Here is an 18,787-nt window from a genome sequence, read left to right on the forward strand (position 1 = left end):
CGCGTTGAAATACCGCTCGCCACGAGCGTTTCGCCGCGCGATGGATTCAGCAACCTTAGTGTGACGCTGTGTCCGGAATTACAGGGTCAACTCCATGGACGATCATATGCCATACATACAAGACGACCCGAACTTCAAAAAGCAATTCTCGATCCGCCGTAGTAAGCTACTCGCAGGAATTAATCTAGGTACAACCACCGGTGTTGAGATCGGTGGCGCTCTGTCGGCCATTCGTACGGCGTGAAGATGGACCGATTATTTACGTAGACTACACCGACACTGATTCGTTAAGCCAACGTTACGCCAACGATCCAATGGTTGACATCACCAGAATCGTTGATGTTGATGCGATCTGGGGAGAAAACACGCTCATCGATGCCGTCAAGGGCCAATGTGTTGACTACGTTGTTGCGTCCCACGTTGTTGAGCATGTACCTGACCTGGTCGCCTGGTTACGCGAGATCGCGTCCATTCTCCACCCGACTGGCGAACTTCGCCTTATCGTCCCCGACAAACGATTCACGTTCGACTATTTCAGGCGCGAAAGCAGTCTTTCAGATGTCCTGCTTAGCCATGTCATCGGGGCGCGGATTCCACAGCCGCATTCGATTCTTGATTTCGCGTTAAATGCCGCAGATGTCGACACCGCAACGGCCTGGCGAAGGAAAATTCGCATCGGAGAGACGCGACGTGGGCATACCCTTGAAGGTGCACTGACACTAGCCAAGGATGCTATCGAGCGCGGCATTTATCATGATGTCCACTGTTGGACCTTTACGCCTGCGTCGTTTGCGTTGATCCTCAGGGATCTCGCGAGCGCCGGCCTTATAGATTTTGCATGTGAAGGCTTTTACGACACCGAATATAACGATTCCGAGTTCTTCGTGAGGCTACGCCGTTCCAATAACAAAGATTACATTCTCCAGAGCTGGACGAGAATGCATGACGTAGCCTGGAAGGCGAGGCCATTGTGGCGCCTGAAACGTAAGCTAATAGCCAGCCATAGGAAGCAACGACCTCCAGAGCTTTTTGCGATGCACGGTCCGCGCATTCCCAACGAAGCCAGCGAGCTTGATCCTGTTGTGCCTATTGCGTTGCCGCCAGACTTTCGCGCAGAACAATATCTCCAGGCAAATCCAGACGTTAGGGCCGCTGGGTCAGATCCCGCGCAGCACTATCTGATTTGCGGCTGGAAAGAAGGCAGGAAAATCAAGCTGCCGGATCAGGCAATTGAGATCGAGTGAATTCGGCAAGGGAACGGCAATAGCTTTTCCAGTGTGAATCATCCTCGATGTTTCCCAGGTTCGCGAATGCTGCTCGATCTTGGCGGAGCGCGCGACCGATGCAGACGTGGTTGAGCACGCCCGGGCACTTTTTGCACACGCGGATGACAAGGTCGCAGAGTGGACTACAGAAGAAAATTGGACCGCATGAAACCGTTGCGCTGACGATTCTATGGCACAGCGCAAACTTTAGTCGGGCGCAAAGGCTTATGGGAAGGGTGGCGGAGAGACGGGGATTCGAACCCCGGATAGGTTATTAACCTATACACGCTTTCCAGGCGTGCGACTTAAACCGCTCATCCATCTCTCCGGCGGGGAGCCGAATTATAGCAAACTTCGCGCCGTGTGCCACACCCATGCGAAAACCCGCTCAAGGATGCCGGATATAGTCCACCAGCGCGATCGTATAGGCATCCGGTTTGCGGTCGATCAGACTCACGCCGATCGCCACCAGGAACCCCGCCGGCACGCCGAACACGCCCGAGCTGATCGGCTCGATGCCGAACCAGCGCGCGCCCGTGAAGCCCGTCATCTGCGTGAAGAACGGATAGGTCGAGACGATGTAATAGATGCACACCACGAGCCCCGCCACCATGCCGGCCACCGCGCCGAGCCGCGTCGTGCGCTTCCAGAACACGCCGAGCACCAGCACCGGAAACAGACTCGACGCCGCCAGCGAAAACGCCGCGCCCACCAGAAACAGAATGTTCCCCGTGTTCAGCGACGCCACATACGACGCGAACAGCGCCACCCCCAGCAGCAGAATCTTCGAGATCGTCACACGCCGCTGGCTCGACGCACCCGGATCGACCATGTGGTAGTACACGTCATGCGACAACGCGTTGGCGATCGTCAGCAGCAAACCGTCCGCAGTCGACAGTGCCGCGGCCAGCGCGCCGGCCGCGATCAAACCCGACATCACATACGGTAGCCCCGCGATCTCCGGCGCGGCGAGCACCACCATATCCGGCTGCATCTGGATCTCGCTCCACCGCACGATGCCGTCGCCGTTCGTATCGGCGAGGCTGATCAGGCTCGGCTCAACCTTGCGCCATTGCATCAGCCATTGCGGCAGATCGGCAAAGTGATGGCCGACCAGGTTGCTCAGCATCTCGTACTTGATCAGCACCGCGAGGACCGGCACCGTCAGATAGAACAGCGCGACGAAAAACAGCGTCCAGCCGACCGAGCGCCGCGCGGACGCCACCGAAGTCGTCGTGTTATAGCGCGTCAGGATATGCGGCAGGCTCGCCGTGCCGAGCGACAGACACAGCAGCAGCGAAAGAAAATTGCGTTCGTGGATGCGCCGGTCCGCGTCGTTGACGGCGGGAAACGGCTCGTGCATCGGCACCGGCGCGGCCGCGCGCATCAGCAGTTCGTCGCGATGCCGGGTCCAGACGATCTGCGCGGCGGCGGCGTCGCGCGGGAACTGTTCGAGCGCCCTTTCGCGCTCCTTGATATCGCGCAGCGGCCCGTTGTGGCGGCGCAGGTCGGCGACTTCCTGCGTGAGCCGCTGCTTCTCGTCGACGAACGAGTGCGGCAACGCGTCGAGGCGTATCTGCATCAGCGTCGCGCGGCGTCGATAATCGTCTCGCACGGTCTGTTCGAGCGGCTCGTCGCGCACCTGCTGCTCGAGGCGCTCCATGCGCTCCATCAAACGGCCATAACTGACTTGCGGCACCCAGCCGAGGCCGTCCTTATGCGCGATCATCGACACGGGAATCAGGATCGCCGCGATCAGGATGATGTACTGCGCGACCTGCGTCCACGTGACGGCGCGCATGCCGCCAAGAAACGAACACACCAGGATGCCCGCGAGTCCGCAGAAAATGCCGATGGCGAAATCCACGCCGATAAAACGCGTCGCGATCAGTCCGACGCCCTGGATCTGCGCGACCAGATAGACGAACGAGCACAGGATCGCGGCCAGTGCGGCGAGCCCGCGCACCGCGTTGCTCGAAAAGCGCGTGCCGAGAAAATCGGGAATCGTGTAGCGCGCGAGCTTGCGCACGTAGGGCGCAAGGAGGAACGCGACAAGGCAATAGCCGCCGGTCCAGCCCATCAGATACGCGAGACCGTCGTATCCGGTTGCATAGATCGACCCCGCCAGACCGATGAACGACGCGGCCGACAACCAGTCGGCTGCGGTCGCCATGCCGTTGAACGCGGACGGCACGCGCCGCCCCGCCACGTAGTATTCGACCAGATCGGACGTACGCGAGAGCACGCCGATCACCGCGTACACCGCAATCGGCACGAACAGGAACACATAGCCGATCCATACACCCGGGCCGGTGTTGCGCTCGATGCGCCACATCACGTAGATAAACAGCAGGAACCCGAGCGTATACAGCGCGTAGGAGCGGATTAGCCGATGCGTGAGTTTCATCGGCTCAGCGTCCGCGCCCGGTTGACGCGTTGGCATCGGCATTCGTGCTTGCGCTGGCTGCGGCGCTTGCGCTTGCGCTTGCATTCGCATCCGCATCCGCATCCGCATCGAACGCACGTTGCAGGCGGCGGTCGGCACGCTGCATCAGCACGATATACACGACGATGAGCGCAAGGTAGACGAGGATCGCGCCCTGTGCGCCGAAATAGAACGGCAGACTGAAACCGCCGATGCGCACATGCGCCAACGCGGGTGCGATCAGCGGCAGCACGAACGACACGATGAAGCCGATGGTCATGAGCGTCGCGATCAGCGCGAGATTGAAGCGCCAGTACTTCTGATGCGCTCGCGCCATCGCCGCCGAAACCGCAGGCGGTTCGGGCGCGGGATGAAGCGTAGCGTGAGAGGAGTGGTGCGGCGCGGCCATGCGCCTATTTAACAAAAAGCCACCGGGCAGGCAATCGGGATTGTCCGCGCGGTGGCATCGACGGTGTGGCCCAAGTGGTCTAAGCAGACGACCAGTGATCGCCGTTTGCGTCAGATCAAGCGCGTATCGTTCGGCACGCGCTTGTCACGGGCACAGACTAACCGCCGCTCAGAGCGACTCCCCGAGCTGATCGAGAATCGCCGGGTTCTCCAGGGTGGACACGTCCTGAGTGATGGCCTCGCCCTTCGCGAGCGAGCGCAGCAGGCGGCGCATGATCTTGCCCGAACGCGTCTTCGGCAGGTTTTCGCCGAAGCGGATGTCCTTCGGCTTCGCAATCGGACCGATCTCCTTGCCGACCCAGTTGCGCAGTTCGTTGGCGAGCATCACGGCCGCCTCGCCTTGCGGACGTGCGCCCTTGAGCACGACGAACGCACACACGGCCTCGCCCGTGGTCGCATCGGGCCGGCCCACCACCGCGGCCTCGGCCACGAGCGGATTCGACACCAGCGCCGACTCGATCTCCATCGTCCCGAGCCGGTGACCCGACACGTTGAGCACGTCGTCGATGCGGCCCATGATCGTGAAGTAGCCGGTCTCCTTGTCGCGCACCGCGCCGTCGCCGGCGAGATACAGCGTGCCGCCGAGTTCTTCGGGGAAGTAGCTCTTCTTATAGCGGTCCGGGTCGCCCCAGACGTTGCGCAGCATCGACGGCCACGGACGCTTCACCACCAAAATGCCGCCCTGCCCGTTCGGCACGTCCTGCCCGGTTTCGTCGACGACCGCCGCCATGATGCCCGGCAGCGGCAGCGTGCACGAACCCGGCACGAGCGGCGTGGCGCCCGGCAGCGGCGTGATCATGTGGCCGCCGGTTTCGGTTTGCCACCACGTATCGACGATCGGGCAACGGCCGCCACCAACGTTCTCGTGATACCACACCCATGCTTCCGGATTGATCGGCTCGCCGACCGTGCCGATGATGCGCAGCGTCGACAGGTCGTAGCTCTTCGGATGCACTTTCGCGTCGGCTTCGGCGGCCTTGATCAGCGAGCGGATCGCGGTCGGCGCGGTGTAGAACAGCGTGACCTTGTGCTTCGCGATCATGTCCCAGAAGCGCCCGGCGTTCGGATAGGTCGGCACGCCTTCGAACACGACCTGGGTGCCGCCAAGCGTCAGCGGGCCATACGCAATGTAGCTATGGCCGGTGATCCAGCCGATGTCGGCGGTGCACCAGAACACGTCGGTGGGCTTCCAGTCGAAGGTCCACTTCAGGGTCTGCGCGGCCCACAGCAGATAGCCGCCGGTGCTGTGCTGCACGCCCTTCGGCTTGCCGGTCGAACCGGACGTGTAGAGGATGAAAAGCGGATGCTCGGCGCCGACCCACTCGGGCGCGCATTGATCCGACTCGGCTTGCGCGAGTTCATGCATCCACAGGTCGCGGCCTTCGTTCCACGCGACCTTACCGCCGGTGCGCCGATACACGATCACGCTCGTGACCGCTTCGCAGCCGCCCATCGCGAGGGCTTCGTCGGCGATGTTTTTCAGCGGCAAGGCCTTGCCGCCGCGCATCTGTTCGTCGGAAGTGATGAGCGCGACCGCACCCACGTCCACCAGCCGCTCGTTGAGCGACTTCGACGAGAAGCCGCCGAACACCACCGAATGCGTCGCACCGATGCGAGCGCAAGCCTGCATCGCGACGACACCTTCGATCGACATCGGCATGTAGATCACCACGCGGTCGCCCTTCTTCACGCCGCGCTTCTTCAGTGCGTTCGCAAAGCGCGACACGCGTTGCAGCAGATCCTGATAGGTGACGTTGGTGACGGTGCCGTCGTCGGCTTCGAAGACGATCGCAACGCGCCCGCCATGGCCGGCTTCGACATGACGGTCGAGGCTGTTATACGAGGCGTTCAGCTGACCGTCTTCGAACCACGTGTAGAACGGCGCCTTCGATTCGTCGAGCACCTTGGTGAAGGGGGTGTTCCAGCTCAGCGTCTCGCGAGCGAGGCGCCCCCAGAAGCCTTCGTAATCGCGTTCCGCTTCGGCGGCCAGCGCCCGGTACGCATCCATGCCGGAAATGGTCGCGCCTGCCGCTGCTTCAGCGGAGGGCGGGAAAACACGGCGTTCCTGAAGAACCGATTCAATCGCAGACATCGACAACCCCTTGGTGAAGATGAAACGTAAATCCTGTACCGGCGCGCCCGTGGCGCGCCATGTCCTGTCGGCGCCGACCTCGATGACCGACGCGCGCTGTCTCCAACCCTCGCGCAGCGAAACGCCGGGCGCCGCGCCGCGGCCTGTTCGCCTGCACAGTCTATCCATGCGGCGCTGCAGCATGGATACGTGCAGGAACTCGCCGCTCTCATGCCCAAAACATAAGCGTTGCAACTTACCAGCCACTTACGCGAGCCGCATCGGCTTGCCAGCGAAAACCCTTAGCCGCCGGGCAGACACGCGGCACGCCTGTGCAACGTGCCGCGTACGGCCTGAACCGTGACGCACACGACGTACAAGCGGCGCAGTCGACACTACGCAAGTCCAGGCGCGCATGCTACGCGTTACGCCACGTTTATGTATTCGAACTCGCATACGATGTGCACTTCGCACGCGTTGCGACGTCGGGCATCCGCCCTCATGTCTGCCCGTGTGCCTTTACGCTGATTCTCACGGCCTCTTACAATGCTAACTGAACTAGCCGCCCGGACTCCAGCTTGAATCGCTACGCCCTTCTTCTCATCACCTCGATGCTGCTGGTCGGCAGCAATGTCGGAATCGGTAAATCGATCGTCGAGTTCGTCCCCGTCCCGCTGTTCGCGCTGCTGCGCTTCGTGATCGCGATGGCGGTGCTCTGGCCGCTCCTGCGTGTGGCGAAACTGCGCCGCGTCAAACGCGACGAATGGGTCAACCTGTTTCTGCAGGCGCTGTTCGGCACCTTCGGATTTACGTTGCTGATGCTCAACGGCGTGCAGCGCACCAGCGCCGTGGCGGCCGGCGTCATCACCAGCACGATCCCCGCGGTCGTCGCGTTGCTGTCGTGGCTGATCCTCAAGGAGCGGCCGAACGGCCGGGCGCTGGCGTCGATCGCGTTGGCGATCGTCGGCGTCGTCGTGATTAATCTCGCGCACATTGGCCAGAACGCGGCCGGCGAGACCTCGTTCGTCGGCAATCTGATGGTGCTCGGCGCGGTGTGCTGCGAATCGCTCTACATCATCCTGTCGCGGCGTCTCACCCAAACGCTCGCGCCGATCGACATCTGCGCGTACACGCACCTGTTCGGCCTGCTGCTGATGCTGCCGCTCGGCGCCGGCGCGCTCGTGCACTTCGACTATCAGGCGGTGCCGCTCAGCATCTGGACGCTGGTGCTGTGGTACGGACTGTCAGCCAGCATCTTCTCGTTCTGGCTGTGGATGAAGGGCATCCGTCATGTGCCGGGCAGTCTCGCGGGCGTGTTCAGCGCGGTGCTGCCGGTGGCCGCGGCGATCTACGGCATCACGTTTCTCGGCGAACGGCCCACGCTCGCGCACGGCTTCGCGCTCGCCTGCGTGGTCGCGGGCATCGGACTCGCGAGCCTGAAAACGAGGCGGGTGCCGCCGGTGGCGTCCTGAGCACGCCGCCCGGCCAAGATGTGGCTCAGGCGGTTCACGGGGCCCGCCCTGCCCGCCGCGCCGCAGCAAATTCACCCGACGCTGTACAATAGCGCGCCTGACGCAAGCTTACCCGGCGCTCTCACGCCGTGCACCGAGCCGTCTGCGCATGGTTTGCGTGTCCGATCCGCGTGCGTCATTGCACACCGGTCCGCGCATGTGGTCCGTGTTCCGTCACCCGCGTTTCATCTGATTCTTGCCTATGTCTGCTCCGCGACCCGACTCCGCCCGTCAGCGCCGCCCGATGCGTCCGCTGCCCGTCATCATCTTCATGAGCCGCTGGCTGCAGGTGCCGCTCTACCTGGGCCTGATCATCGCGCAGGCTGTCTACGTCGTGCTGTTCCTCAAGGAAGTCTGGCATCTGGTCACGGCGTCGATGACGCTCGACGAAACCAACATCATGCTGGTCGTGCTCGGCCTGATCGACGTGGTGATGATCTCGAACCTGCTGATCATGGTGATCATCGGCGGGTATGAAACCTTCGTCTCGCGCCTCGGCGTAGAGGGTCATCCGGACGAACCGGAATGGCTCGACCACGTGAACGCCGGTGTGCTCAAAGTCAAATTGTCGATGGCGCTGATCAGCATCTCGTCGATCCATCTGCTGAAGACCTTCATCAGTCCCGACCAGAACACGACCCACACGATCATGTGGCAGGTCATCATCCACGTGGCGTTCCTCGTGTCCGCGCTGGTGATGGCGCTGGTCGACCGCCTCACCACGCATACGCATCCCAGGCATTTCGAAGAACCCGCGGCGCTGCATGCCGTGGCTTCCGCAAAAGGTTCCACTCCCCTGAAGGCGCACGACTGACCGCACAGTGCTGCGATCGGAAAACAAGCGCCGTTGTCCCCACTGAGCCAAGCCATGACCGTCATCAAACAGGAAGATCTGATTCAGAGCATTGCTGATTCGCTTCAGTACATCAGCTATTACCATCCGCTCGACTACATCCAGGCCTTGGGCCGCGCTTACGAGCTCGAACAGAGCCCGGCGGCGAAGGACGCCATCGCGCAGATTCTCACCAACAGCCGCATGTGCGCGGAAGGCAAGCGCCCGATCTGCCAGGACACCGGCATCGTCACGGTGTTCGTGAAGGTCGGCATGGACGTGCGTTGGGACGGCGCAACGATGGGCGTCACCGAGATGATCAACGAAGGCGTGCGCCGTGGTTATCTGAACCCGGACAACGTGCTGCGCGCGTCGATCGTGAGCCCGCCCGAAGGCGCGCGCAAGAACACGAAGGACAACACGCCGGCCGTGATCCATTACGAGATCGTGCCGGGCAACACCGTCGACGTGCAGGTCGCGGCCAAGGGCGGCGGCTCGGAAAACAAGTCGAAGTTCGCGATGCTCAATCCGTCGGATTCGATCGTCGACTGGATTCTCAAGACCGTGCCGACCATGGGCGCGGGCTGGTGTCCGCCGGGCATGCTCGGCATCGGCATCGGCGGCACCGCTGAAAAAGCGATGGTGATGGCCAAGGAATCGCTGATGGACCCGATCGACATTCAGGACGTGATCGCACGCGGCCCGAAGGACTGGATCGAGGAACTGCGCGTGGAACTCCATGAGAAGGTCAATGCGCTCGGTATCGGCGCGCAGGGTCTCGGCGGTCTCGCCACCGTGCTCGACGTGAAGATCATGGCCGCGCCGACGCACGCCGCGTCCAAGCCGATCGCGATCATCCCGAACTGCGCGGCCACGCGTCACGCACACTTCACGCTCGACGGCTCGGGCGTCGCGAAGCTCGAAGCGCCGTCGCTCGACGCATGGCCGAAAGTCCAGTGGGAACCGAACACGGAAACCAGTAAGCGTGTCGACCTGAACACACTGACACCGGAAGAAGTTGCCGCCTGGAAGCCGGGCCAGACGCTGCTGCTGTCGGGCAAGATGTTGACGGGGCGCGACGCCGCGCACAAGCGCATCGCCGACATGCTGGCGAAGGGCGAAAAGCTGCCGGTCGACTTCACGAACCGCGTAATCTACTACGTCGGCCCGGTCGATCCGGTGCGCGACGAAGCAGTCGGCCCGGCAGGCCCGACCACCGCCACGCGGATGGACAAGTTCACCGAAACGATGCTCTCGCAAACGGGCCTCATTTCGATGATCGGCAAGGCCGAGCGCGGACCGGTTGCGATCGAGGCGATCAAGAAGCACAAGGCCGCGTATCTGATGGCCGTGGGCGGCGCCGCGTATCTCGTGTCGAAAGCGATTCGCAGCGCGAAGGTGCTCGCGTTCGAAGACCTCGGCATGGAAGCGATCTACGAGTTCGACGTGCAGGACATGCCGGTGACGGTCGCCGTCGATTCGAACGGCACGTCGGTACATCAGACCGGGCCGAAGGAATGGCAGGCGAAGATCGGCAAGATTCCGGTTGCGACGGTTTGATCGATACCAGGATCTACTGAAGAAAACGGAAACCGGGGCCTTGCGCCCCGGTTTTTTTATAACGAAATGAGAACAATAAGCAACACGCGAAAACCTTCGAAATCAGGCGCAAAACTGCATTTTTACCTTGGCTTTTCGGGCGTCGGCGTTTATCGTTCTGGAAAATTGAACCCCCATTAAAGGACACATCATGCAAGGCGATAAGAAGGTCATCGAATATCTCAACGCTCAGTTGAAAAACGAGCTGACCGCCATTAATCAGTACTTCCTGCATGCACGCATGTATCGTCACTGGGGTCTGGAAAAACTCGGCAAGCACGAATACGACGAGTCGATCGGTGAGATGAAGCATGCCGACTGGCTTATCGAACGCATTTTCATGCTCGACGGTCTGCCCAATCTGCAAGACCTGCACAAACTGCTGATCGGCGAGGAAACCAAAGAGATCCTCGAATGCGATCTGAAGCTCGAACAGATTTCGCAGAGCACCTGCAAGGAAGCCATCGTGTATTGCGAATCGGTCCGCGATTTCATCTCGCGCGAAATCTTCACGAAGATTCTCGACGACACGGAAGAACATATCGACTGGCTCGAAACCCAAATCGATCTGATCGACAAGGTCGGCATCCAGAATTACCAGCAAAGCGCAATGGGCACGGTCGAGTCCTGATCGATCCACGCTGAAAACAGTCCGCGCGACGCATGGACCAGGTCACTCACGACGGCATTCGCCATGACCGGTTCCGCGCGGGCGATATACTTGCGCACCTTCCCGTTTTTCCGAGCATCCCTTGACCGCCGCGCCATGCGCGCGCTCTTCGCCTATGCCTGCACAATCGCCGTCCCCGACCGTCCGGACATTCGCCTCGGGCGCCGCTTCGAGCGCGCCGGTGGGCATTTTCGATTCGGGCCTGGGCGGTTTGTCGGTGTTCAGGGCGGTCCGGGCGCAACTGCCTGACGAAGCCATCCTGTATGTCGCCGATTCGCTCTACGCACCGTATGGCGAGCGCGACGACGACTTCATCGCCGACCGCACGCTTGCGATCGGCGAATGGCTGGTCAAGCAAGGTGCGAAAGCGCTGGTTGTCGCCTGCAACACGGCGACCGCGCAATCAATCGCCCTGGTCCGCGAAAAGCTGCCCATTCCGCTGGTGGGCGTCGAGCCCGGCATCAAGCCGGCTGCGCTGCAGTCCAAAACCCGCGTGGCCGGCGTGCTCGCCACCCAGGTGACCTTGCGCAGCGCCCGCTTTCAGGGACTGATCGAGCGCTATGCCGCCGATTGCCGCTTCCTCTGCCAACCCGGCCACGGGCTCGTGCAAGCCGTCGAACGCTGCGACGTCGGCTCGGCCGAGGTGCGCACGCTGCTGCGCGGCTACCTTCAACCGATGCTCGATGCCGGCGCCGACACGCTGGTGCTCGGCTGCACCCACTACCCGTTTCTGGACGAGGCGATTCGCGACATCGTCGGCGATCGGCTCACGCTGATCGACACGAGCGTCGCCATTGCGCGTCAGTTGGAACGCGTACTGGACCAGCACGGCCTGCGCGACGCCACGCAAAACGCGGACGCGGCTCTGCCCCGTTTTTACTCGACCGGCGACGGCACCCATCAGCAGCAACTCGCGGCCACCCTCCTGCATATCGACGCGGCCGTCGAACAGGTACAGATTCCTTCGCGCCGCACGGCAGCGCCGGACTCCCAAGCCGCATAAAACCGCACGTCCGGCACATTGTGGCGCCCTCCAAGGGCGTTTTTGCCCACGTTTCGGGCATTTTCTGCCGTATCAGCCGAGAGACGTCCAACACCACTCCTTAGACGAAACCCTTCTAAGAGTCTGGTTTTGTTACAAAAAACCACGCAGGGCTCTTGCCAAACGGCCCAAACAAAATGATAATAATTCGCATTAACGTTAGCTATGACGTCCTGCCATGATTGTCTGTGTCTGCAAGTCCGTTTCTGACCGCACGATCCGTTCCTCGATCGCGAATGGCGTCGACTCGTTCGACGAGCTTCAGTTCGAGTTGGGCGTCGCTTCCTGCTGCGGCAAGTGCGAAGAGTCCGTGCGCGATGTCATGCTGCAAAGCGGCGTGTGCGCCAGCCGCTGCGGCGTCGGCATCGAGCTTCATCCGCAAGCTGTCCCGCTGACATTCTACGAACGCAAAGCCGCCTGAAGGCTGCTTTTGGGCACGCCGCGAGCCCTGCCAAGGGGCGCCCGGCGTCCCGCTGTTTCAAGCGCCGTTTCAAGCGCTGCATTACGCGTTATCCCACTGCCGTCAGCAAGCCAGTATCCGTCTTCGTACCAGCCAGCTACCCGCTCACCCATCGAAAGGAGTTCGAGATGGAATTGCTGATTGGTTTCGTGACTACTTTATTTATTTCGCTGCTGATCTTCCGAACATGACGATGTCTTGTCTGACGCGTTGCTCCACCAGCGCGCTGCCACGCTAACATGCAGGCCTCGCCTACTGTCCCGGCTGGCGCGAAGCCGGCTTCGTCCGCTCGTATGAACTCCCGTGCGTTGACTGCGACCGCCGTAGTGGCGGTAATTCACATCAGTTTGCTAGCGGTGATCATGACGCTGCGTCACGAGCCCGTGCAGCCCACGCTCGAATCGCACGTGATGACCGCGCAGTTGTTGCCGCCGGCGCCGCTCGCCGCGCCGGTCGCGATGGAATCCATCGCGCCGCCGCCGCCGAAGCCGGCGCCACCGGTTCATACGAAGCCCAAGGTCCAGCCGAAGCCGACTCCGACGCCCAAACCGACGCCGACGCCGTTGCCTCAGGCAGCCGCACCGTCACCGACCCCTGTCGCGGCGCCCGATCCGACGCCGCCCGCGCCCGCCGCGCCAGCGACGCCTCCAGCTGAGGCCGCGCCGGCAATCGGCCGTCAGACGATGGAGATCAGCGCGCCGAAGAACGTCTCACATCTCGACTGCAACATCGCCAGGCCCGAATACCCGTCGCTCTCGAAGCGGCGCGGCGAAACCGGCACCGCGTATGTGAAGTTCGTGGTCGGCCTGACGGGCAGGCTCGAGAACATCGAGTTGAAAAAGAGCAGCGGCTTCAGCCGCCTCGACGATGCCGCGCTCGCCGCCGTGCGCGCGAGCGCCTGCAAACCCTATCTTGAGAACGGCCAGCCGATTCGGGCCGCGTACACCCAGCCTTACGACTTCAATCTGAGCGATTGAAGCAGATTTTAAAAAAGGACTTGCAATGCAAAACTACGGATTGGCGCACGTGTGGGCGCAAGGGGATTTCGTGACGCGCGGCATCGCGCTCGCGCTGTTGATCATGTCGGTGATGTCGTGGAGCGTGATCGTCGTCAAAGGCTGGAATGTGATGCGCCTGAACCGCCTCACGAAGAATGCCGAAAAAGCCTTCTGGCATTCGGACGATCTCGCCGACGGCGTGAAGAAACTCGGCGCCGGCTCCTCGACGCCGCAGGACAACCCGTTCCTCGCGCTGGCGCTGTCGGGCCAGGAAGCGGCCGATCACCATCATCAAACGCAGCCGCATCTGCACGATCGCATGGACGTGTCGGACTGGATCACGCGCTGCCTCAAGGACACCATGGATGAAAGCGTCGCGCGCATGCAGAGCGGTCTCGCGATTCTCGCGTCGATCGGCAGCACGGCGCCGTTCGTCGGTCTGTTCGGCACCGTGTGGGGCATCTACCACGCGCTGCTGGCAATCGGTGCGAGCGGCCAGTCGTCGATCGACCAGGTCGCAGGCCCGGTCGGCGAAGCGCTGATCATGACCGCGTTCGGCCTGTTCGTGGCGATTCCCGCCGTGCTCGGCTACAACGCACTGACGCGCGCCAACAAGGGCATTGTCGCCAAGCTGAGCCGCTTTGCGCATGGCTTGCACGCGTTCTTCGTGACGGGCGCACGCCTGTCGTCGTCCAGGCGCGGCGACGGCCTGCGTCTCGCGACCCGCGCGAACTGATCGACGAGGCACTCCGATGGCAATGAGCCCCTTCGCCGGCGACGATGACGACGGCCTGATGAACGAGATCAACATGACGCCGCTCGTCGACGTGATGTTGGTTCTCCTGATTGTCTTCATGGTGACGATTCCTGTGATTCGTCACGCGGTCAAAATCGATCTGCCGCATGCAAGCAGTCAGAAAGAAGATACCAAGCCCGCGCAGGTGACGGTCGCGATCGACGCGGACGGCAACGTCCTGTGGAACGACCAGAAGGTCGACGAAGCAACGTTGAGCGCGAAAATTGCAGAGGCCGCGCAAGCGAGCCCGCAACCGGAACTGCATCTGGACGCGGACCGCAAGGTCCCGTACGAGAAAGTGGCGCAGGTGATGTCGGCGGCTCAGTCCGGCGGCCTCACGAAGATTGGTTTCGTGACGCAGCCCAAAGCCAAATAAGCCTGGCAAGTAACGCTGCTCTGGAACCCCGGCGCGTTACCCGACACCTGCCAAAAAACGCGCAAAAGCCCTTGAAACAGGGGACAAAAAGTAAAAGGCCTTCATCGTCAGATGAAGGCCTTTTTTTGTGCGCACTCGGCGCCTTCGGGCGGCGGGCTCATTTGCCATCGGTCGCAGATTGACGGCTTCCTGGGTCACCGCATGCGACAGCCGTGATCGACACGGACAGCGCGCTCAGCCCTATCAGGCTCGCTATGATAGCGGCCATGAGTTTCCGCATAAGAGACTCCTTAGCGAAGGGATTTCACTATAGGCCCGCGAGCGCGCGCATTCAAGCAAACGGCCATTGAAAGTACTCATGACAGCCCACGCTTAAATGCTAAAAGCGATGTCGCCACGCGCAACGCCCTATGACACGACCGCGAGCGATGCCTGCGCCGTGGCCGTCTCTTCGCGTACTGGGCACTCGCCCATGATGTGTTTGCCGTCGTCCGGATCGAGCATTTCGACCAGATAATCGACGAATGCGCGCACGGCCGGCACCATCCCCTGGCGCGACACGAATACGGCGTACAACTGAGGTGTCGGAAAGGTCCAGCCCGGCATCACCGGCGACAACTGTCCCGTGCGCAACGCGGCGCCATACATCATCTCCGGCAGCGCGGCGATGCCGACGCCGGCGAGTACCGCTTCACGAATCGTCATCAGATCGGCAGTCACGAGGCGCGGCTCATGTTCGTGCGCGTGTCGCGTGCCGTCGGGCGAGATCAGGTTATAGACGTGGCGGCCGTCGCCCGTCGGCACGTCGAGCGTTTCGAAGCGGTTCAGATCGGCGGGCGTGAGCGGCGGCGCATTCTGCTGCAGCAGGCTCGGCGCACCGACCAGCATCTGCTGCGTGCGCCACAAGGGCCGCACCACGATGTTGGCGTTTTCCGGCGGATCGGAGCGCACGCGCAGCGCGACGTCGATCGAGTCCTCGAACAGGTCGACCACGCGGTTCGTCACCCGCATCACCACTTTGACTTCGGGATAGCGATGCATGAATTCGGGCAGGATCGTCGACAGGATGGTCTGCGAGACCGTGACCGGTACGCTGACGCGCACGGTGCCGCGCGGCGACGAGCGCAGTTGCTGTACGACGTTGACCGCCGCCTGCGCCTCACTCAGCATTGCCTGACAGTGCTGATAGAACAGTTGACCGGCCTCGGTCAGCGCCAGCTTGCGCGTGGAACGTTGCAGCAGACGCACACCCAGCGACGCTTCGAGCTCCGTCAAACGGCGCGACAGGCGCGACTTCGAGATGCCCAGCACCCGCTCGGCGGCGGAAAAACCGCCATGTTCGACGACCTGCGAGAAATACATCAGGTCATTCAGGTTGTGTGAATCGATCTTCATCTCATCGTTCCAGTAATAGAACAATCCATTGCGCGACGGCGGCTGGCACCTCTTAAAACGGTCCCTATAATAGCGCCATGTTTCAAAAATGATGCTATTCCCCATTTTTCGAGGTGATATTGATGAGCACGACACGCACGATCGAACGCACGTTTCCCGCCGTTCGCACGACCGAAGGCGGCGGCTTTATCGTCCACCGCCCGTTTCCCACTCGTCTTTTGATGGACTTCGATCCGTTCCTGCTGCTCGATGAAATGGGTCCGATCGATTACGCTCCGGGCGAGGCCAAAGGCGCGCCCGATCATCCGCATCGCGGCTTTGAAACGGTCACTTACGTGCTGGAGGGGCAGTTCGGCCATAAGGATTCGGCGGGCCATTCGGGCACGCTGCATGCCGGCGACGTGCAATGGATGACCGCCGGCGCGGGCGTCGTGCACAGCGAGATGCCGGACCCGTCGTTCGTGCGCACGGGCGGCCGCGTGCACGGCCTGCAATTGTGGGTGAATCTGCCGCGTCGCGACAAGATGATCGCGCCGCGCTACCAGGAAATACCGTCGTCGAGTATTCCGGTGGCGACGTCCGCGGACGGCAAGGTGCGCGTCAAGGTAATCGCCGGTGAAGCGCTCGGCGTGAAGGCCGCCATCGAAACGCGCACGCCGATCCTGTATCAGCATTTCTCGCTGCAACCCGGCGCAACGATCCGGCAACCGGTGCCGGCCGATTATCGTGTGTTCGCGTATGGCTTGTCCGGCAAGGGCTTCTATGGCGAAGGTGAAGCGCGCCAGCTGATCGACGCGCAACAGATGGTCGTGTTCCAGAACGATGGCGACACCGTCACGCTGAGCGCCGGCGAAGAACCGCTGGAAGTCCTGCTGCTGGGCGGCGTGCCGTTGAAGGAGCCGGTGGTGCGCTACGGCCCGTTCGTGATGAATACCGAGGATGAGATCCGCCAGGCGGTCATCGACTATCAGGCCGGACGCATGGGCGAGATCACGCACTAACTCAACGGCGTTGGCGGCCGCAGCGACCACGTGGTGGCCATAGCGTGCCGCCGCATTAGCGACGAGCGCCGCGCCTCCGGCAACACGAGCGCGGCGCGCAAAGCCTCCGGCACGCCCCGCGCCGGTTTCATTCGACCCGCACACACCTCCCCCCAAGGCGCCAAGCCCGGTAATTTCGGTCACAATAGCGTTTCATGCCGCGCGCCACGGCGTTTCATCACAATGAGGCTCGGCGCGCGGCAATTTTCCGTCCCGTTCAGGAGCCGCACGCATGGCAGAGCCTACCGTCACCGCCCATATCGGTTCGACGAATTTCCAGGTCATTTTCGACGACGGCAAGCACACGTGGCTCGCCGACGAACCCGAGTCGCTCGGCGGCGGCGATCGTGGGCCGACGCCCGTTTCACTGCTGCTATCGAGCCTCGGCGCCTGCACGTCGATCACGCTGAAGATGTACGCTCAGCGCAAGGAGTGGCCGCTGACGGATGTGCGCGTGACCCTGTCGATCGAAACCGGCGACGCGGGCACGACCATCGACCGCAAGATCGTGCTCGAAGGCGATCTGTCCGACGAGCAGCGGGAACGGCTTTTGCAAATTGCCAATGCGTGCCCGGTCCACAAGATCCTCACGCATTCGATCACGATCCGCTCGGGTCTCGCCGTCGCGTAACGCGGTGGTGGTCCGAAAGGCGCGCCCGCACTGACAGGCCGCATGCAATCTGACGCAACGCAACGCTTTCATAGGAAGCTGTCGACTTGAATTTCGAACACCTTATCCAGATCAACGATCCGTTGAATCCCTTTGTCGACTCGATGACCCGCGAGCAGTTGTGGGAGGGACTCGTGCTACGCGCCGAGCAGCCGCAACTCTTCGTGATGGGGCTCGACAGTTGCACGATTCTGTCGCGCGCAGGCAATGTCCTCGAACGGGAATTGCACTACGGCCAGGCCACCGTGCGCGATCGCGTCACTCTGGAGGAGAGCCAGAGCGTGCGCTACGACATCCTGCCGACTGAAGACTACGTAGGCGGCTCGCTCACGATGACCATCGAACAGCCGGACGAACTGCAACTGTTCCTGCGCTTCGAGTACGCGACCACGCTGCCCGTCTCCACCGACCAGGACGCCGTGCAAACGCAGGAAATCGTGAAGTCGGCGTATCGGGAAAACGACATCGATACCGTACGTCTGATCCGTCAGTACGTGCAGGCCAAACAGGAACCCGGCTCGCTGCATTGAATTGCGCGCGGGCGGCCCTGCCCGCGCCGCCGCGTTTGCCTTGCGAGCCGCCCGCTGAAGGCGGCCTCGCGTCATTTTTCTCGCTGGTCATTCACACAGCTATCAGAACGTCAATCCGATGAATTTCTCTTTCTTGTAAATGGGAATAGTTATCATTTAGAATAAATCCATCGAATCGACAAACAAGCCAAAACGAATGACCGATCTCAACCGCCCTTCCACGCTCAGCCTGCGCCGCCCGGCGGCCGCGCTGACCAGCCGCCCGAAATCGTCGACGGCGAGCACGTCGGCCGCCCAGCCTGCTGCGGAGCGTGCAAATGGTTCGGGCGAGACATCGGAACGGGTCGTCCGCAGCGATGCATTGCTGCAGGGACATAGCCATATCAGCATCGTCCATAACGGCGAAACCTACCAGCTGCGTGCCACGCGCTTAGGCAAGCTGATCCTGACGAAGTAGGAACGAACAGAGGTAAGTACCGCGTATTGTGGGGACCACCTCCTCGAGAGGTGTTGGGCATTAGCCAGCCACGACGGCTTGCACGTGAGAACTAGACCCCTTCGTGCAGACACCAAGCCAGCCGTCGCAGCCAGCCAGGCCGCTTTTTTTGGTTCTCACCCAACGGGGATGCACGCAAACGC

18 protein-coding genes and 1 tRNA gene are annotated in these 18,787 nt (G+C 61.9%); 14 read left to right on the forward strand and 5 right to left on the reverse strand.

What is annotated here, in order from left to right; all coding sequences use genetic code 11:
• Window positions 1-314: 314 nt before the first annotated feature.
• Window positions 315-1,244, forward strand: coding sequence for a methyltransferase domain-containing protein (locus tag ACZ9H4_RS30590; protein ID WP_476122382.1), 930 nt, complete (start codon window positions 315-317; stop codon window positions 1,242-1,244).
• Window positions 1,245-1,502: 258 nt separating this feature from the next.
• Here the strand turns inward: ACZ9H4_RS30590 and ACZ9H4_RS30595 are convergent.
• The 4 genes from ACZ9H4_RS30595 to acs all read right to left on the reverse strand — a co-directional run bounded on the left by ACZ9H4_RS30595 (window position 1,503) and on the right by acs (window position 6,250).
• Window positions 1,503-1,593: transfer RNA gene (locus ACZ9H4_RS30595), tRNA-Ser, on the reverse strand.
• Window positions 1,594-1,653: 60 nt separating this feature from the next.
• Entirely contained in the window at window positions 1,654-3,672 is a 2,019-nt protein-coding gene (locus ACZ9H4_RS30600; RefSeq protein WP_408145281.1) for a sodium:solute symporter family protein, read from the reverse strand.
• 4 nt (window positions 3,673-3,676) lie between these two features.
• Window positions 3,677-4,099: a DUF4212 domain-containing protein gene (locus ACZ9H4_RS30605; RefSeq protein WP_476122383.1), complete on the reverse strand. Its 423-nt coding sequence runs from the start codon at window positions 4,097-4,099 to the stop codon at window positions 3,677-3,679.
• A 168-nt stretch (window positions 4,100-4,267) separates the two neighbouring features.
• A complete protein-coding gene (gene acs / locus ACZ9H4_RS30610) occupies window positions 4,268-6,250 on the reverse strand; it encodes an acetate--CoA ligase (RefSeq protein WP_476122444.1) in 1,983 nt (660 codons plus the stop codon).
• Between the two features lie 557 nt (window positions 6,251-6,807).
• Between acs and ACZ9H4_RS30615 the strand changes: the two genes are divergently transcribed.
• From ACZ9H4_RS30615 to ACZ9H4_RS30655, 9 genes are all read left to right on the forward strand, one after another.
• Window positions 6,808-7,701, forward strand: a complete 894-nt coding sequence (locus ACZ9H4_RS30615) for a DMT family transporter (RefSeq protein ID WP_408145175.1) — start codon at window positions 6,808-6,810, stop codon at window positions 7,699-7,701.
• 283 nt (window positions 7,702-7,984) lie between these two features.
• Window positions 7,985-8,554, forward strand: coding sequence for a TIGR00645 family protein (locus ACZ9H4_RS30620; protein WP_408156720.1), 570 nt, complete (start codon window positions 7,985-7,987; stop codon window positions 8,552-8,554).
• Between the two features lie 54 nt (window positions 8,555-8,608).
• The gene (locus tag ACZ9H4_RS30625) at window positions 8,609-10,132 is read left to right on the forward strand and encodes a fumarate hydratase (RefSeq protein WP_408326387.1); all 1,524 of its coding nucleotides are present in this window, start codon (window positions 8,609-8,611) and stop codon (window positions 10,130-10,132) included.
• A 190-nt stretch (window positions 10,133-10,322) separates the two neighbouring features.
• Window positions 10,323-10,802 (forward strand): bacterioferritin, encoded by a 480-nt coding sequence (gene bfr / locus ACZ9H4_RS30630; RefSeq protein WP_408145171.1) that lies wholly within the window; start codon window positions 10,323-10,325, stop codon window positions 10,800-10,802.
• A 154-nt stretch (window positions 10,803-10,956) separates the two neighbouring features.
• Window positions 10,957-11,844 (forward strand): glutamate racemase, encoded by an 888-nt coding sequence (gene murI, locus ACZ9H4_RS30635; RefSeq protein WP_408145169.1) that lies wholly within the window; start codon window positions 10,957-10,959, stop codon window positions 11,842-11,844.
• A gap of 217 nt (window positions 11,845-12,061) precedes the next feature.
• The gene (locus ACZ9H4_RS30640; protein ID WP_408145167.1) at window positions 12,062-12,304 is read left to right on the forward strand and encodes a (2Fe-2S)-binding protein; all 243 of its coding nucleotides are present in this window, start codon (window positions 12,062-12,064) and stop codon (window positions 12,302-12,304) included.
• 278 nt (window positions 12,305-12,582) lie between these two features.
• Complete coding sequence (locus tag ACZ9H4_RS30645) at window positions 12,583-13,320, forward strand: energy transducer TonB (protein WP_408145165.1); 738 nt, start codon at window positions 12,583-12,585, stop codon at window positions 13,318-13,320.
• A 25-nt stretch (window positions 13,321-13,345) separates the two neighbouring features.
• On the forward strand, window positions 13,346-14,077 hold the full coding sequence (locus ACZ9H4_RS30650) for a MotA/TolQ/ExbB proton channel family protein (RefSeq protein WP_408145163.1): 732 nt from the start codon (window positions 13,346-13,348) through the stop codon (window positions 14,075-14,077).
• 16 nt (window positions 14,078-14,093) lie between these two features.
• Window positions 14,094-14,513, forward strand: a complete 420-nt coding sequence (locus tag ACZ9H4_RS30655) for an ExbD/TolR family protein (protein ID WP_408145161.1) — start codon at window positions 14,094-14,096, stop codon at window positions 14,511-14,513.
• A gap of 408 nt (window positions 14,514-14,921) precedes the next feature.
• Here ACZ9H4_RS30655 and ACZ9H4_RS30660 read toward each other — a convergent pair whose 3' ends face one another.
• On the reverse strand, window positions 14,922-15,908 hold the full coding sequence (locus ACZ9H4_RS30660) for a LysR family transcriptional regulator (protein WP_408145159.1): 987 nt from the start codon (window positions 15,906-15,908) through the stop codon (window positions 14,922-14,924).
• Between the two features lie 122 nt (window positions 15,909-16,030).
• Here ACZ9H4_RS30660 and ACZ9H4_RS30665 point away from each other — a divergent pair, with 122 nt between their 5' ends.
• The 4 genes from ACZ9H4_RS30665 (at window position 16,031) to hemP (ending at window position 18,605) form a co-directional block, all read left to right on the forward strand.
• On the forward strand, window positions 16,031-16,909 hold the full coding sequence (locus ACZ9H4_RS30665) for a pirin family protein (RefSeq protein ID WP_408145157.1): 879 nt from the start codon (window positions 16,031-16,033) through the stop codon (window positions 16,907-16,909).
• A 271-nt stretch (window positions 16,910-17,180) separates the two neighbouring features.
• Entirely contained in the window at window positions 17,181-17,579 is a 399-nt protein-coding gene (locus ACZ9H4_RS30670; RefSeq protein WP_408145155.1) for an OsmC family protein, read from the forward strand.
• Between the two features lie 86 nt (window positions 17,580-17,665).
• Complete coding sequence (locus ACZ9H4_RS30675) at window positions 17,666-18,148, forward strand: SRPBCC family protein (protein WP_408145153.1); 483 nt, start codon at window positions 17,666-17,668, stop codon at window positions 18,146-18,148.
• Between the two features lie 196 nt (window positions 18,149-18,344).
• Window positions 18,345-18,605: a hemin uptake protein HemP gene (gene hemP, locus ACZ9H4_RS30680; protein ID WP_476122384.1), complete on the forward strand. Its 261-nt coding sequence runs from the start codon at window positions 18,345-18,347 to the stop codon at window positions 18,603-18,605.
• The last annotated feature ends 182 nt before the right edge of the window (window positions 18,606-18,787 follow it).

It is taken from the genome of Paraburkholderia sp. TE9906 (assembly GCF_056279605.1).

Excerpts from the sequence above, each read along its gene's own strand:
- ACZ9H4_RS30600 (WP_408145281.1), bottom strand. The coding sequence starts at position 3,672 with ATGAAACTCACGCATCGGCTAATCCGCTCCTACGCGCTGTATACGCTC.
- ACZ9H4_RS30665 (WP_408145157.1), top strand. The coding sequence starts at position 16,031 with ATGAGCACGACACGCACGATCGAACGCACGTTTCCCGCCGTTCGCACG.
- ACZ9H4_RS30650 (WP_408145163.1), top strand. The coding sequence starts at position 13,346 with ATGCAAAACTACGGATTGGCGCACGTGTGGGCGCAAGGGGATTTCGTG.
- ACZ9H4_RS30605 (WP_476122383.1), bottom strand. The coding sequence starts at position 4,099 with ATGGCCGCGCCGCACCACTCCTCTCACGCTACGCTTCATCCCGCGCCC.
- ACZ9H4_RS30655 (WP_408145161.1), top strand. The coding sequence starts at position 14,094 with ATGGCAATGAGCCCCTTCGCCGGCGACGATGACGACGGCCTGATGAAC.
- ACZ9H4_RS30640 (WP_408145167.1), top strand. The coding sequence starts at position 12,062 with ATGATTGTCTGTGTCTGCAAGTCCGTTTCTGACCGCACGATCCGTTCC.
- ACZ9H4_RS30625 (WP_408326387.1), top strand. The coding sequence starts at position 8,609 with ATGACCGTCATCAAACAGGAAGATCTGATTCAGAGCATTGCTGATTCG.
- hemP (WP_476122384.1), top strand. The coding sequence starts at position 18,345 with ATGACCGATCTCAACCGCCCTTCCACGCTCAGCCTGCGCCGCCCGGCG.
- ACZ9H4_RS30660 (WP_408145159.1), bottom strand. The coding sequence starts at position 15,908 with ATGAAGATCGATTCACACAACCTGAATGACCTGATGTATTTCTCGCAG.
- ACZ9H4_RS30620 (WP_408156720.1), top strand. The coding sequence starts at position 7,985 with ATGCGTCCGCTGCCCGTCATCATCTTCATGAGCCGCTGGCTGCAGGTG.
- bfr (WP_408145171.1), top strand. The coding sequence starts at position 10,323 with ATGCAAGGCGATAAGAAGGTCATCGAATATCTCAACGCTCAGTTGAAA.
- ACZ9H4_RS30645 (WP_408145165.1), top strand. The coding sequence starts at position 12,583 with ATGCAGGCCTCGCCTACTGTCCCGGCTGGCGCGAAGCCGGCTTCGTCC.
- ACZ9H4_RS30590 (WP_476122382.1), top strand. The coding sequence starts at position 315 with ATGGTTGACATCACCAGAATCGTTGATGTTGATGCGATCTGGGGAGAA.
- murI (WP_408145169.1), top strand. The coding sequence starts at position 10,957 with ATGCCTGCACAATCGCCGTCCCCGACCGTCCGGACATTCGCCTCGGGC.
- ACZ9H4_RS30670 (WP_408145155.1), top strand. The coding sequence starts at position 17,181 with ATGGCAGAGCCTACCGTCACCGCCCATATCGGTTCGACGAATTTCCAG.
- acs (WP_476122444.1), bottom strand. The coding sequence starts at position 6,250 with ATGTCTGCGATTGAATCGGTTCTTCAGGAACGCCGTGTTTTCCCGCCC.